Below are 14,901 nucleotides of genomic sequence, written 5' to 3'. Positions count from 1 at the left end.
TGGATCATAGCCACCATGCCCAGCATCGAGATAGACAACCTTATTTAAAACATCGTAATTTCCTCTTGATGCCGAACCGATTTTCTTAGGGGCTGCCACATCAGCTGAAGTTGCCCCAAAGCCGATATTCTTACCAGAAGCATCAACAATATAGCCATGAACGATGTACTTGCCTGAGTTCCACTTGTTCTGGCTAGCTGAAATAGTCACCTTATAGGAACCATCATCCTGTTTTGTGGCATTATGCCAAACAAGATCATCCTGACCATTTTGTTCAGACCAGACTGGGATAAGGACACCTGAAATACCACTTGGATTCGTCAGATTGGTGATAAGAACATCAAAGGTTCCACGATTTTTATCATTGTTAGCAATAGTCAAAGTTCCCTGAGTCTTAGTGATATCAAGTGTCACTTGTTTGCCACCTAGGCCAATGTATTTACCATCATTGTCAACCAGATAGACATGAGAATTATACAGACCACTATCACCCTTATGGTTGCTTGAGCGAACGGTCACCTTATAGTCTCCATTAGCTTGCTTAGATGCTTTGTACCATATGATATCATCTTGGCCGTTCTTTTCTGACCAGGTTGGAACTAAGACTTCTTTGAAACCACGTGGAGCAACCAAGTTTGAGATAACAACATCATAGCTACCAGTAGCATTGTTGAGACCAGTGATAGCAAGGTCGGCTTTGGGTTCTGACAAAGTAACTTTTGTTTGTGTTCCCCCTACACCGATTCGTGAGCCATCATTTTGGACATAGTAAAGATGAACATTGTAAAGACCAGTTGAGTTTTTGTGGTCAGCCACTTGGACAGTAACCTTGTAATTGCCATCTGTTTGACGTGTGGCTTCATACCAGCGAATATCATCTTGGCCATCAACCTCAGACCAGATTGGAACCTGAACTGTACGCACACCCTTAGGACTATAGACATCACTGATGACTACATCAAAACTTCCAGCCCCTTTATTATTTAGAATAGAAAGACTACCACTTGGCTTAGTTTCATTAATATCAACCACAGTCTCAGTCAAATACTGACGGTTACCAGAATTATCTACGAGATAAACATCAGCTCGGTATTTACCAGTTGAATGTTTGTGGTCTGAAGCCTTAATCGTCACACGATAGCTACCGTCTGCTTGCTTACTTGCCTTATGCCAAACTAAATCGTCCTGTCCATTAACCAGACTCCATGATGGTACCAAAATTTCTTTAATACCATTAGGAGCAACAATATTACGAACAACCGCATCAAAAGAACCTGTTGTAGAATTGTTATTTTCAATAGCTAAGCTTGCACTTGGACGAGCTTGGCTAACTTCCACCACTTTTTCAGTCAAGTAGAAACGCTTATTAAAATTATCTACGATGTAGGCATCTGCACGATACTTACCAGTTGAATTTTTGTGGTCACTTGCCTTAATGGTCGCTCGGTAAGAACCATCCGCTTGTTTCGTAGCCTTATGCCAAATCAAATCATCTTGACCACCAACGAGACTCCATGACGGTACAAGGATTTCTTTCACACCTGTAGGAGCAATGATATTTTTCACCACAGCGTCAAAAGTTCCTGTAGCTGCATTATTATTTTCAATCGTTAGGCTTGCACTTGGACGAGCGTAATTAACAGAGACTACTTTCTCAGAAATATAATGTCTCTTATTTGTTCGGTCAACAACATAGGCATCTGCACGGTAATTGCCAGCCTCCCCCTTGTGATCAACCGCCTTAATGGTTACACGATAAGAGCCATCCATTTGCTTGGCTGCCTTATGCCAAATCAAGTCATCTTGACCATTGGCTAGACTCCAAGATGGGACAAGAACCTCTTTAACACCCAAGGGTGCCACAATATCTCGAACCACAGCATCGAAGGCACCAGTTGCCTTATTGTTATTCTCAATTGAGAAGCTTGCCTTTGGTTTTAAGACATCGGTATCATAAGACGAAGCTGAGGCATGAGTCAACTTAGCTGGTTCAGTTACCGTAGTATTTGAAACCTCAGAAGCAGCCGATACAGTCGCATTTTCTGAACTTGCTACTGTGTTCATTGGAGCTACAGACTCAGAGGTAACTCCTTTTTGATTCTGGTGTTGTTGAGCTTGCTTGGCTAACTTGTGGAGTACTTGAGTTTGCTACTTCACTTGTGGCTGTAGATGTTGCCGCCACAGTTGAACTTGGACTTGCTGATGGTGACTCTTGTTCAAGAACTGCTCCACCACCAAAAATTTCTGCTGCAGTCGCAGGTTGATACTGGTTCCCTTCAGTAACCGTAGGCATTTGAGTGGCTACCTCATCAGCACTGGCCACCTGAGTGGTCACCGCCATGAGGACAGCTGCACTGGCATAGTAGATAAAATCTTTTGTTCGCATTTAACTTTCCTTTGACACTTCTTAATACGTCACCCATTTTACCATAGAAAATGTCTTACGAATAGAGCGAAAGTGATAATTATCTAAAAATTATGAAAATGATAAAAAAATAAGTAATTTACATACTGAAAGTATCAATGTCATCCAAATAAAGAACCTAAAACTCCATAAATAAGAGATTTTAAACATGTATATAATATTCTGAAAATAGATCACCACAAAATATAACTATCAAAAATAAACACCAAAAAAGCCCTTAGAAGTTACCTTCTAAAGACCTTTCATTAATAGATTAAGCAAAGATTGAGAAGAATGGTGCACCAAGCTTAGTATCCATTGCATCTCGACTCTGAACACCATGAATGTAATCCAATGAATACCAGCCATTGTTATTGGCGTTAAATGGATCACGAACATAAGTTTTACCATTATCATAGCCATGAAGCACGATTTCATGCGTGTAAGGATAATTGATAAATTGGCTTGCTCCTACTGCCGCCAGAACGTGTTGGCCTGACATCAAAGCTGAAGCAATGTTAGCAATGCTTGAAAGCATGTTGCTCTTGAGACCCCAATTTTTACTTGCTAATACAATACCATCCGCGTCTGTACCAGCAACTGATGTTTTATTGAATGAATTTGTATTGTAGTACAAATAATCCGCAACTGTCGTTGGTGCAATTACAGTTCCCAAGATATCTGTAAAGGTCATGGCAAGTGATGTTGGAACACAGCCTGACTGGTCCATATTGCTGACACCATACCACTTAGAAGCCCAACGAGGATCACGTTGAGAATAATAAGTCGTCTGAGGCTCAACACGACGATTACGTGGAGCAAGAGCTGTCTCACCAAGGTTGAATCCGTCTACAGTATTGTCTACATAGTCTACATAAACATGAGTCGTATAGTTACCAATGAGATTCTTATGATTAACAGTCGAAACATTGATTTCAGTATGTGTTCCAGTAGGTGCCGTATTGTACCAAGAAAGGTTTCCTTGGTTGCTTTCTGACCATACAGCTACACGGATATTCTTAATCTGACGTCCTTGTGGCGCTTGATCAACTACAACTGTAAAACTACCTGCTTCTGAGTTAACATTAGTGATATAGGTTTGCGTTTTAGTCTTAGCATTACGGAATTCAAGAGTTGTCGTTGTACCACCAACACCAACTTGTGACCCATCATTCAAAATGTAGTACAAATGAATATTGTACAAGCCTGTTGAATTTTTGTGGTTAGTAGCTTGAACATTTACCGTATAAGTGCCATTAGCTTGACGTGTTGCTTCATACCAACGAATATCATCTTGTCCGTCTTTTTCAGACCAAATAGGTACTTGAACAGTACGAACACCTTTAGGACTATAAACATCACTGATAATGACATCAAAAGTACCAGTATCTTTATTGTTATTAACTACTGAAATGGTACCTACTGGTTTATTATGTTTCACATCCACAATTGTTTCAGTGACATAATGACGTTGGTTGGCATTATCTACGATATAAAGGTCAGCACGGTAATTTCCTAGGGAATTCTTATGCTCACTTGCCTTAATAGTGACACGATAGCTACCATCAGATTGGCGACTAGCTTTGTGCCAAACCAGATCATCTTGTCCATTAACCAAGCTCCATGATGGGACTAAAACTTCTTTAATTCCATTTGGTGCTACAATATTACGAATTACAGCATCAAAAGTACCTAAATCGGCATTATTATTTTCAATAAAGAGACTTGCACTAGGACGAGTTTGCGTAACTTCTACCACTTTTTCAGTAAGGTAGAAACGCTTATTAGAGTCATCTACGATGTAGGCATCAGCACGGTATTTACCAGTTGAGTTCTTATGATCTGTTGATTTGATAGTCACTCGGTAAGAACCGTCGGCTTGACGAGTGGCCTTATGCCAGATGAGGTCATCCTGACCACCAGCCAAACTCCATGATGGAACAAGAACCTCTTTCAAACCTGTAGGTGCAACAATATTACGAACAACGGCATCAAAAGTACCTGCTGCAGTATTGTTGTTTTCAATTGTAAGGACACCACTTGGTCGAGCATAATCAACAGACACTACTTTTTCGGCAATATAATGACGATTGTTAGCGTTGTCCACGATGTAGGCATCAGCACGGTAATTCCCTTTATTGCCCTTATGCTCACTTGCCTTAATGGTGACACGATAGCTACCATCATTTTGCTTGGTTGCCTTATGCCAAATAAGGTCGTCTTGACCATTTTCAAGACTCCATGATGGGACTAAAACCTCTTTAACACCTAGTGGTGCTGAGATATTAGTGATAACGGCATCAAAAGTTCCTGCCTTAGCATTATTATTTTCAATAGCAAAACTTGCTTTAGGTTTCAACTGCTCTGGTGTCTTACCAATGAAGACCTGCGTAGTTGTTCCACCAACACCCGTCATTTGACCATCTTTTTGAATATAATAAAGGTGGATGTTATAAAGACCGGTTGAGTTTTTATGAGCTGAAGCCTTAACGTTTACTGTATAAGTTCCATTATTTTGACGGTTAGCCGTATACCAGATAATGTCATCTTGGCCATTGATTTCTGACCAAATTGGAACAGAGACTGTTTCAACGCCATTTGGTGCCTTAACATTAGAGATAACAACGTCAAAGCTACCAAGAGTTGGATTGTTATTAACAATAGAAATGACTCCGCTCAAGTCACCTTGGGTTGGATCTGCTTCGACACTGGCATTGGCTGTGAAACGTCCTGTATAGTCAATACTATGGTCAAAGACGTGTCTTCCTGGCAAAAGATTAGCTGTTGCTGAGAACTGCCATGCACCCGTTTTAGCATTGTAACGCATATTTTTTGCGCTTGTAGCTGTCAACGTTGCTGATGGGTACTGAGCCACCCAGAAGTTTTCAATACCGAACTGAGAGGTTGATACCGGTCCACGGTAGCCTATATTGTTCTCATCCAACCAGCTAGCACTTGTATAGAACATCAAGTTGTTGTATCCATGCTTACGCATTTCGTTAACCCAAGCTTGAGTGTTACGGTTGATATTTGGAAGCATCTTAGAGTCTTCGAAATCATTAACCATAACAGTACTCTTTGGAAGGTTAAGGTTTTGTGCAGCTTGAATGTAGAAACGAGCCTCTGCACGTGCTTCTTCCTCTGTTGTGTATCGAGAAAAATGATAGGTAGATACTTGAAGACCGGCAATTTGAGCATTACGAACTTGTGATGGTGCTTTAGGGTTGTTGTACCAAGTATCCTCAGTCAACTTGACAACGACACCACCAACACCTTGGCGTGCAAGAGCACGATAGTCATCTACACTGATTTCACCATTATGGCTGCTGACATCGATAAAAGTCTTCGGTTGCACCTTAAGGGTTGGCGAAGGAACATCCGTAGAATTCGTTAATTTAGCAGGTGTTGCTACAGTGCTATTTGACATTTCTGAACTTGTCGCACTTGTAGAAGCAGTTCCACTTTCTGAACTTACTACAGAAGTCGCAACTGAATTTGATGTTGCAGTAACAGTAGAGTTAGCTACCGAAGTTGATGCCGTTGCCGTTGCAGCCTCGGAACTCTGTGAAGCAGGAGACGTAGATACCGCTGGAGCACTAGCTTTTGCCACTTCACTCGAAGCTGCGGGTGCTGAAACCGTTGAACTAGGAGTTACAGGTAAGGCTGCTTCTCCACCAAAAATCTCAGCCGCTGTTGCAGGTTGATACTGATTTCCTTCAGTAATAGAAGGCGTTTGTGTCGCCACTTCGTCTGCTTGAGCAACCTGAGTAGTTACAGCCAAGAGAACAGCCGCACTGGCATAGTATATAAAATCTTTCGTTCGCATTTAACTTTCCTTTTGCATTTTTATAATACTTTAACCATTTTACCATAGATAAACTCTCATGGAAAGGTCATTATTAAAAGTTTTCTAAATAAGGCAGAAATATTATAAAATTCTAAACTCTATAAAATTGTGATTTATCTTATTTGAAAACCCTTTAACTACCTATTCGTATTTAACACTAAAAATCCAAAGAAATTTGCAAGATATAGCTAAAGATGAAAATGTGTGACAAAAGAAAAATCCCCGAACATCTGTCCGAGAATTTTATCAACTTTATTTACGTTTTGGTGGGTTATGGATAGCTTCTCCAAGTACGTCAGCAAAGGCTTCATACATGTTTTCAGAGAAGGTTGGGTGACCGTGGATAGATTGCAAGAGTTCATCTACAGTCAATTCATTTTCCATAATTGTTGATGCTTCGTTAATCAATTCAGCTGCGGCTGGACCAATAATATGAACCCCAAGGATTTCATGGTACTTCGCATCTGCAACGACTTTAACAAAACCGTGTGCTTCGTTTGAAGCGATGGCACGTCCGTTACCAGCGAAGCTTGATTTACCAACGAGAACATCACCGTATTTCGCACGTGCATCTTCTTCAGTAAGACCACACATTGCGACTTCTGGGTGAGTGTAGACAGCTGCTGGTGTGTAGTCAAGGTGAGCCTTACGGACATTGCCACGCATAGCATTTTCAGCTGCAACTTCACCCATACGGAAAGCCGCGTGAGCAAGCATCTTAGTTCCGTTAACATCACCTGGTGCGTAGATTCCTGGGATTGATGTTTCTTGATAAGCATTAACTTTGATACGACCACGGTCAAGTTCAAGGTTAAGATTTTCAAGACCATCCAATTGAGGGACACGACCGATTGAAAGAAGGGCACGATCCGCTACAATCTCTTCACCATTATTAAGTTTAAGGGTCAATTGGTTGTTAGCTTCTACAATCTCAGAAACCCCAACAGATGTCATGATTTTCATACCCTTCTTAGCAAGGATTTTTTGAAGTTCAAGTGACACTTCTTTATCCATAGCAGGAATAATGCGGTCAGCCATCTCAACAACAGTCACTTCTACACCGTATGAGGCATAAACAAGACCAAGCTCGATACCAACGACACCACCACCCATAACAGCAAGTGATTTCGGCAATTCACGCAAGTCAAGGATATCATCTGAAGTCATCACAAGTTGTGACTCGATTCCAGGGATATTGATACGAGATACTTTTGATCCAGTCGCAAGGATGATATTGCGTCCCTTGATTGTTTCTGAACCAATAGTAACTGTCTTATCTGGGTTAACTTGACCAAGACCGTTGAAAATAGTGACCTTGTTAGCCTTCAAAAGACCTTGAACACCACCAGTAAGGGTCTTAACGACAGAGTTCTTAAAGTCAACTGTCTTATCCATATCGATAGTGTAGTTTGTTGATGCTAGGTTGATACCACGACCTGCTGCAATCTTAAGTCCATCAAGGATTTCTGCATTTTTAAGGTAGGTCTTAGTTGGGATACATCCTTTATTCAAACATGTTCCACCAAATTCAGATTTTTCAACGATGGCAACCTTACCACCAAGTTGTGCACCACGAATGGCAGAATAGTAACCAGCAGGACCACCACCGACAACGATAATATCGTACTCATTGTCAGCAAGCGGTGCTTTTTCTGCAGCAGCTGCTGGAGCAGCTTGGGCAGGAGCTTTAGGAACTTCAAGACCAGCTGATTCCAACTGAGCAGTTGCTTCTGCAACAGGTGCGCTAGCTGCCTTATCAGCCACAACTTCACCTTCTGCTCCAATATAACCAATAACCTCAGTAACTGGTACAGTTTCACCAGCCTGACGCGTAATCTTCAAAAGAACACCAGAATCTTCTGCTTCAAGTTCCATGTTCGTTTTATCTGACATGATTTCAAGAAGGATATCTCCCTCATTAACCACATCACCTTCTTGTTTTTTCCACTCGATGATTTCGCCTTCCTGCATGTCCACACCAAGCTTAGGCATAATAATCTCAAAAGCCATTTATAAGATACCAAGAGCGACCAGAAAGCGACTGAAAATTAGGCATCTGACACGTCAGCCTGCTGACGTAGACAAACGGTCTATTTTCCAAGCTTTCCGCTCGGGTTCAGTTATACCCTCTGGTTCGCCCTCTCCTTTCTATTAAAACTTCAGTTTTCAGATATTTTTTTCTTAAATCAACAATTCCATAGGATTTTCAATCAAATGTTTCAAATCAACCATGAATTTGGCACCATTCATACCATCTACAATACGGTGGTCAATTGTCAAGCATAGACCCATGATTGGACGCACGACAACTTCCCCATCAACAACAACTGGAGTTTGAATCGTTGCTGAAACACCAAGGATAGCTGAGTTTGGTTGGTTGATGATTGGGTTAAATGATTTGGTTCCAAACATTCCCAAGTTAGTAATAGAGAAGGTTGAACCTGACATTTCAGCAGCCTTCAATTTACCAGCCTGAGCCTTCTTGATGACATCCTTAGAGGCCACAACAAACTCAGATAAACTCATCTTATCTGCACCGTGAACAACTGGTACAATCAAGCCATCATCGAGACCAACCGCAATACCGAGATTAACAAATTTATGTAATTCGATATTTTGCGCATCGTCAATCAAGGATGCATTGAGGTAACGGTGTTCCTCTTTCATAAGGGTACGCACAACTGCCAAGCCAATCAAATCCGTGAAGGTTACCTTCATACCAGTCTTATTCATGATTGGGTCTAGGACTTGCTTACGAAGAGCCATAAGGTTAGTCATGTCCACGTCATAGTTAAGAGTAAAGGTTGGTGCAGTCAAGTATGAGTGCGTCATTCCCTTAGAAATTGCCTTACGCATAGCAGACATTGGGATAACTTCCACGCCTTCTGGCAAGACTTTTTCAGGTTTAGCTTCAACCACAGGTGCAGCAGCCGCTTCCTTAACTTGCGCTGGGGCACTGATTGCAAGGATGTCTTCCTTAGTAATCTTACCACCAAAGCCTGTTCCAGATACGCTAGCTAAGTCAATACCAAGGTCCGCTGCAATCTTACGTGCCAATGGAGTCGCCTTAGGTTGAGCACCCTTAAAGTTTTCAACGTCATCAGCATGAACACGACCTTTTGCTCCAGTTCCTGGAACTTGAGCGAGGTCAATCCCCAACTCACGCGCCACCTTTCGAGCCTTAGGTGTTGCACGTACCTTGCCGCCTTCGTGAACGATAGGTGCTTGCGTTTGCGCTGCTACTACAGGCTCTGCTACAGCGGCAACTTCTTCAACTTTTGGCGCAGGTTCAGCAGCTGGCGCGCTAGCTGCGTTATCAGCCAAAACTTCACCTTCTGCTCCAATATAACCAATAACCTCAGTAACTGGTACAGTTTCACCAGCCTGACGCGTAATCTTCAAAAGAACACCAGAATCTTCTGCTTCAAGTTCCATGTTCGTTTTATCTGACATGATTTCAAGAAGGATATCTCCCTCATTAACCACATCACCTTCTTGTTTTTTCCACTCGATGATTTCGCCTTCCTGCATGTCCACACCAAGCTTAGGCATAATAATCTCAAAAGCCATATTTTATGATACTAAGAACGCTAAAATGCGACAGAATTTTAGGAGTTTTACGTTAGTGTGCTTGCACACCAGTAAAACTATCTAAATTCCGAAGCATTTCGTTCGAGTTCAAATTGACTCAAACGCTTTAACGCCCTCTCCTTTCTACTTTAAATTATAATTTCCGATACTCCCACAGTTAAAACAAGAAACACATTTTACTAGCGAGAAATATCACTTAACCGTCGCTAGAAAGTTAGTTTCCTTTATTGGCTATCTTGATAATAGCAGCCTTAATCTTTTCAACATCTGGAAGAACCGCTTGTTCCAAAACACGCGCATAAGGTACAGGCACATCCTCACTTGCCAAACGTACAATTGGGTGGTCAAGGTAATCAAACGCTTCACTTTCTGTAACCATAGCAGCAATCTCACCGATGAATCCACCAGTCTTATAAGCATCATTGACCAACATAAGTTTACCAGTCTTCTTAACTGACTCGAAAATCAATTCCTTATCAAGTGGGATAAGCGTACGTGGGTCAACAACCTCAACATTGATACCTTGTTCAGCCACCTCTTCAGCAGCCTTAAGAACACGTTCCAACATACGACCATATGTGACAATAGTAAGGTCAGTTCCTTCACGCTTGATTTCACCTTTTCCAAGTGGAATGTAGAAATCAGGATCTTGTGTTACTTCCTCTTTCTTACCGTAAAGTGCTTTTGGTTCCATGAAGATAACAATGTTATTGTCTTGAATAGCAGATTTCAAAAGACCTTTAGCGTCGTTAGCATTACCTGGAGCAACCACTTTAATTCCTGGAATGTGAGTCAACCATGACTCAAGAGATTGTGAGTGCTGTGCCGCAGAACCAATCCCTGAACCAGAGGCTACACGGAAGGTTACAGGGGTCTTCAAACCACCACCAAACATGTAGTTGTTTTTTGCACCATTATTAACGATAGCATCAAGGGCAATCGTGATGAAGTCCATGAAAGTCAAGTCAACGATTGGACGAAGACCTGTAATGGCAGACCCAACAGCTGCACCAGCGATAGCCGCCTCTGAAATTGGTGTATCTTTAACACGTTTTTCACCAAACTCTGCCAACATACCAACTGATGTACCGAAGTCACCACCATAGATACCAACATCTTCACCCATAAGGAAGATATTTTCGTCTTTACGCATTTCCTCGCTCATAGCAAGGTTTACTGCCTCACGCAAGGCCATCAATTTTGTTTCACTCATACTTGTATTCCTTAACCTTTCTCTTTAGTCTACCCATACATCTTCAAAGGCAACTGAAAGTTCTGGATCTGGGCTATTTTGGGCGAACTCATAAGCTGCATCAACCTCTGCCTTAACTTGGCTTTGGATAGCATCTAACTCTTCAGCGCTTGCGATATTTTCAGAAACGAGATAGTCACGGTATTTAATAATAGGGTCGTTATTGTTCTTCCACTCATCAACTTCTTCCTTAGTACGGTAAACACCCGCATCGGCAGTTGAGTGACCAAACCAGCGGTAAGATTCTACCTCAACGATAGCAGGACCGTTACCACCACGGACATGCTCAACAGCCTTGCCCATTGTTTCATAGACTGCCAAAACATCGTTACCATCTTCACAGTAGAAACCAGGAATACCATAAGCTTCCGCACGTGTATAAAGGTGAGGTGTGTTTGTAGCTTTATGGATATCCATTGAGATACCATAACGGTTATTGATGATAAAGAAGATAACAGGTAATTTCCAAGTAGCTGCCATATTGACTGACTCATGGAATGAACCTTCGTTGGTTGCGCCATCTCCAGAGAATGCCACAACAATGTTTCCTGTTTCTTTGTATTGCTGAGTGAGGGCTGCACCTACGGCAAGAGCGTAACCACCACCAACGATACCATTAGTACCATAGTTACCTTTTTCAAAGTCAGCCAAGTGCATAGAACCACCACGGCCCTTAGAAACACCAGTTGCTTTACCAGCAAGTTCTGCCATCATTTTATTCAAATCCATGTCTTGGGCGATAGATTGTCCGTGACCACGGTGATTTGAAAAGAAGATATCGTCATAGCTCAAGTGTTGAACAGCACCAACGTTGGCTGCTTCCTCACCAACTGAAAAGTGAGTCATCCCTTGAACAAAACCACGACGAACCAATTTATTAATACGTGAATCAAATTCACGAATACGTTCCATTTTAGTGAACATCTCAAGATGTGTCTCTTTAGAAAGTTTTCCCATATCGATCTCCTCTATCGAAATTTTTCTATACATCTAGGATAGGTTAAAAAAACTTAATGAGCAAGAAATATGCTTGAAAAATGAAAAGCCTTACAACCTTATCACTTATAGGCAATCCGTATGCTTTTTTTTAGCGCATTATGATATAATTGTATAGATTTTACCCGAATAGGAGAATATTTGATATTGAGTGACGTCATCGTTCACGGACTTACGGCATGTATAGCTTTTATTTTACAAATTGTTATCTTCAAGATGACCACCCAGAGGTCTCTTAGATACTGGATTCTTATTTTAGCAGGAATAGCAATTTTCGCCACTAGTTATTTTGGCATTTCCTTTCCAAAATCAGGCTTTATTGCCCTTGTACTTTTGCTAGCTACTAAATCCTACAAAAATCTAAGGCATACCATTTTGGAGACTTTCTTTATACCTTTCACCTTTGCTTTAATGGTGAGACTGGTCATTTTCCTGATTATTCCAATCTTTTTCCCTTCTGTTCTAGATTACTATTTTGCTGGTCCATTTATACTTTTGCTTGCGTTTTTGCTATGGTTTGCTCAAAGTGCCCTTCTTCAAGTGGACTACTCTCGAATGATGCAAATTGATAAAGCGAGACCTTGGTACAAATCAACCTCTGTTGCCCTTTGTGGCCTAGCCGTTATCTACTTTGCTTCTGAACTCCTTTCGACAAGCATTCACTTTACCATTGCCTTTCTTATTATTACAGCTCTGATTCTATCTGGACAGGTTAATCTCTATAGAAAGGACCTCAGTGCACAAACACAGGCAGCTCAAGAGGAACATTCTCAGCTTCTTCAAAAATCAAGCCAGAACATCAATACTTGGTACCAGAAAAAAACTAGTCAAGAGCTCTTTATCAAAGATGAAGCTGAAAATCTCTATGATATCATTCGTTTCCAACAAAACGAAGAGGCTCAGGAGTTAATTGATTACTTGCTGACTCCGAATCCGCTCGATAAAAAGATTGATCATTTTTATCGAGATAAACTTGAAAATATAAAACTCCCTGATTTGCGAGTCCTCTTTGAAGCTAAATTCCTAAAGGCAAAAGAGTTGGATGTTTGGGTTAGTATGGAGGTCCCAGAACCCATTACCGTTTATCCTATTTATCCTCTAGATTGGGTATATGTCCTATCAACTATCTTGGATCATGTCATTGACCAAGCACAAGATAGCGAACCGAAATACCTTAGCTATGCTTATTTTAAAGACGAGGATAGTCAACACTTTGTCGTTGAGAGTTCAAGTACTAAAGAAGATTCAGCCATTACCTCTGATTTCTCTGATCCCGAACTGAAACGCGTCAATAAGATCCTATCCACTTATCCAAACGTTAACATCGTTTCTAATACACGTGCTGGTATTTACCGCTTACAAATCGAGATTGACATGACAAAAGGAGGTTACAATGATTACTAATATTATCAATCCTCTCTTACAGGCTGTTAGTTTCATTTCTATTTGGTACCTCTACCAGACTATGTCTAAGGTTAAGCCACAACGAGGACACCTCTTACTGCTATTTTTGTCCTATGTAGCTGCAGCATCTTACTTTAACTTAGTCAAAATCGTTATAGATCCACTTTTCTTCCTTGTTGCTGATTTGGCCCTTGTCAAAGAGCGTTCTTTCTATCATCGATTACTTTACGCTTTTTATCCAACTATCCTTTTTGATATGGCTACCCGACTACTTTCACTCGTCATTCTCCCTCACGTCTTCCATATCAAAGGTGATGTTACCCTCAATACTAACTTACATATCCTCACCTACATCTTAGCTCCGTTAATTATTTACCTAACGCTTAAGATCTTCGCAGTAGATCTCAATCAGATGAGTAGTCTTGACGAAGCTTGGGCTAGACGAAACTGGTTGCGAAGTACTGCCTTCCTAGCTATCTACTATGTCTTCTTTACTGTTATCCATGGTCTTAACAGTATCCTTCCAACAGCTAATGACCCTAAAAATTTATTTGAAATGGTTTTTAAGGTTAGTTCTAATAGTTCTGTGATTTTAGTTCTCTATATTGCCCTACTTCTATGGGATTTTTACAATTGGAACCAGGCTATTCACCAACAATCTATCGATAGACTTAACAAAGAACGTCATAAATTGTTGGGTACTATGACTAACTACAGCAAGTCCTTTATCCAGATTATCACCCAAAAGCAGAAATCCTTTGACCTATTCAAAAAAAATCTCAAGGATGTTTCACTGGCTTTGGAAGATGGAGATACTGCCAAAGCTACTAGTCTACTTGAGATTTATAAAACGGATAATGCTAGCATTGGTAATCCAGAGACGCAAGAAAACTTGGATAAGCTCAGCAATCCTATATTAGCTAGTTTTCTTTCAAATCGTATTTTGGAAATGAGAGCAGCACATGTCGACATTTCCATAAATATTAGTCCTCAGTTTGGTGAAGTTCCTTTATCTGATTTAGATTTGTATCAACTTCTCCAAGCTTCAGATAGAGCCATATTTAAACTCCTTCGTCCTGACATCAAGGTCAATAGTAGTTACCTGCAACTGGATCACTCACAACTCCTTGTTGTTGAATTACCTGTTTTGACTGACAAGGTTAGTAAGGATCAAGACCTTAATGAATTGGTAAAGAGCCTACCAAATGTTGACTATCGCATCGGTTTACATGCAGGTTATCTGACTCAAATTATTGAAGTCTTTGAGCCTGGTTATTAAGTGATAATGAAAAAGAGCCACTGGCTCTTTTTTTGTTGCTTTATATCTCTTCACAGTAAAACTTCCTAACATTTTTGAACGAAATAAATTCTTCGACATACAAAAAGACACCCAAAATCATATAGACT

At 40.8% G+C, this 14,901-nt stretch carries 9 protein-coding genes; 2 read left to right on the top strand and 7 right to left on the bottom strand.

The genetic code is table 11. The annotated features are described in order from the left end of the window. From H7T93_RS08970 to H7T93_RS08945, 7 genes are all read right to left on the bottom strand, one after another. A partial coding sequence (locus H7T93_RS08970) for a GBS Bsp-like repeat-containing protein (RefSeq protein WP_260313909.1) occupies positions 1 to 2,064 on the bottom strand: 2,064 nt, incomplete at its 3' end. Between the two features lie 13 nt (positions 2,065 to 2,077). Next, positions 2,078 to 2,386: a hypothetical protein gene (locus H7T93_RS10080; protein WP_232313546.1), complete on the bottom strand. Its 309-nt coding sequence runs from the start codon at positions 2,384 to 2,386 to the stop codon at positions 2,078 to 2,080. Between the two features lie 292 nt (positions 2,387 to 2,678). Beyond that, on the bottom strand, positions 2,679 to 6,230 hold the full coding sequence (locus H7T93_RS08965) for a GBS Bsp-like repeat-containing protein (RefSeq protein ID WP_175061796.1): 3,552 nt from the start codon (positions 6,228 to 6,230) through the stop codon (positions 2,679 to 2,681). Between the two features lie 273 nt (positions 6,231 to 6,503). Beyond that, a complete protein-coding gene (gene lpdA / locus H7T93_RS08960) occupies positions 6,504 to 8,261 on the bottom strand; it encodes a dihydrolipoyl dehydrogenase (protein WP_201041870.1) in 1,758 nt (585 codons plus the stop codon). A 171-nt stretch (positions 8,262 to 8,432) separates the two neighbouring features. Beyond that, on the bottom strand, positions 8,433 to 9,821 hold the full coding sequence (locus tag H7T93_RS08955; protein WP_064521169.1) for a dihydrolipoamide acetyltransferase: 1,389 nt from the start codon (positions 9,819 to 9,821) through the stop codon (positions 8,433 to 8,435). A gap of 235 nt (positions 9,822 to 10,056) precedes the next feature. Then, positions 10,057 to 11,055 carry an alpha-ketoacid dehydrogenase subunit beta gene (locus H7T93_RS08950; protein ID WP_002884966.1) on the bottom strand — a complete coding sequence of 333 codons (999 nt, stop codon included), beginning with the start codon at positions 11,053 to 11,055 and terminating at the stop codon, positions 10,057 to 10,059. 24 nt (positions 11,056 to 11,079) lie between these two features. Next, positions 11,080 to 12,051: a thiamine pyrophosphate-dependent dehydrogenase E1 component subunit alpha gene (locus H7T93_RS08945; protein WP_201041868.1), complete on the bottom strand. Its 972-nt coding sequence runs from the start codon at positions 12,049 to 12,051 to the stop codon at positions 11,080 to 11,082. Between the two features lie 180 nt (positions 12,052 to 12,231). On the opposite strand from H7T93_RS08945, the gene H7T93_RS08940 reads away from it, so the two are divergent. Then, complete coding sequence (locus H7T93_RS08940) at positions 12,232 to 13,494, top strand: hypothetical protein (protein WP_260313910.1); 1,263 nt, start codon at positions 12,232 to 12,234, stop codon at positions 13,492 to 13,494. Continuing rightward, positions 13,484 to 14,773, top strand: a complete 1,290-nt coding sequence (locus tag H7T93_RS08935) for a hypothetical protein (protein WP_175061793.1) — start codon at positions 13,484 to 13,486, stop codon at positions 14,771 to 14,773. Before H7T93_RS08940 ends, H7T93_RS08935 begins: the two co-directional genes overlap by 11 nt. Positions 14,774 to 14,901: the final 128 nt, after the last annotated feature.

Origin of the sequence: Streptococcus sp. 9.1, assembly GCF_016648815.1 — a bacterium.
GTDB classification, from domain to species: Bacteria; Bacillota; Bacilli; order Lactobacillales; family Streptococcaceae; genus Streptococcus; species Streptococcus salivarius_E.
This window is presented reverse-complemented; position numbering and strand designations above follow the sequence as displayed.

What these genes read in the sequence shown, in the direction of transcription:
- H7T93_RS10080 (WP_232313546.1), bottom strand. Translation starts at nt 2,386, where the DNA reads ATGCGAACAAAAGATTTTATCTACTATGCCAGTGCAGCTGTCCTCATG.
- H7T93_RS08965 (WP_175061796.1), bottom strand. Translation starts at nt 6,230, where the DNA reads ATGCGAACGAAAGATTTTATATACTATGCCAGTGCGGCTGTTCTCTTG.
- lpdA (WP_201041870.1), bottom strand. Translation starts at nt 8,261, where the DNA reads ATGGCTTTTGAGATTATTATGCCTAAGCTTGGTGTGGACATGCAGGAA.
- H7T93_RS08955 (WP_064521169.1), bottom strand. Translation starts at nt 9,821, where the DNA reads ATGGCTTTTGAGATTATTATGCCTAAGCTTGGTGTGGACATGCAGGAA.
- H7T93_RS08950 (WP_002884966.1), bottom strand. Translation starts at nt 11,055, where the DNA reads ATGAGTGAAACAAAATTGATGGCCTTGCGTGAGGCAGTAAACCTTGCT.
- H7T93_RS08945 (WP_201041868.1), bottom strand. Translation starts at nt 12,051, where the DNA reads ATGGGAAAACTTTCTAAAGAGACACATCTTGAGATGTTCACTAAAATG.
- H7T93_RS08935 (WP_175061793.1), top strand. Translation starts at nt 13,484, where the DNA reads ATGATTACTAATATTATCAATCCTCTCTTACAGGCTGTTAGTTTCATT.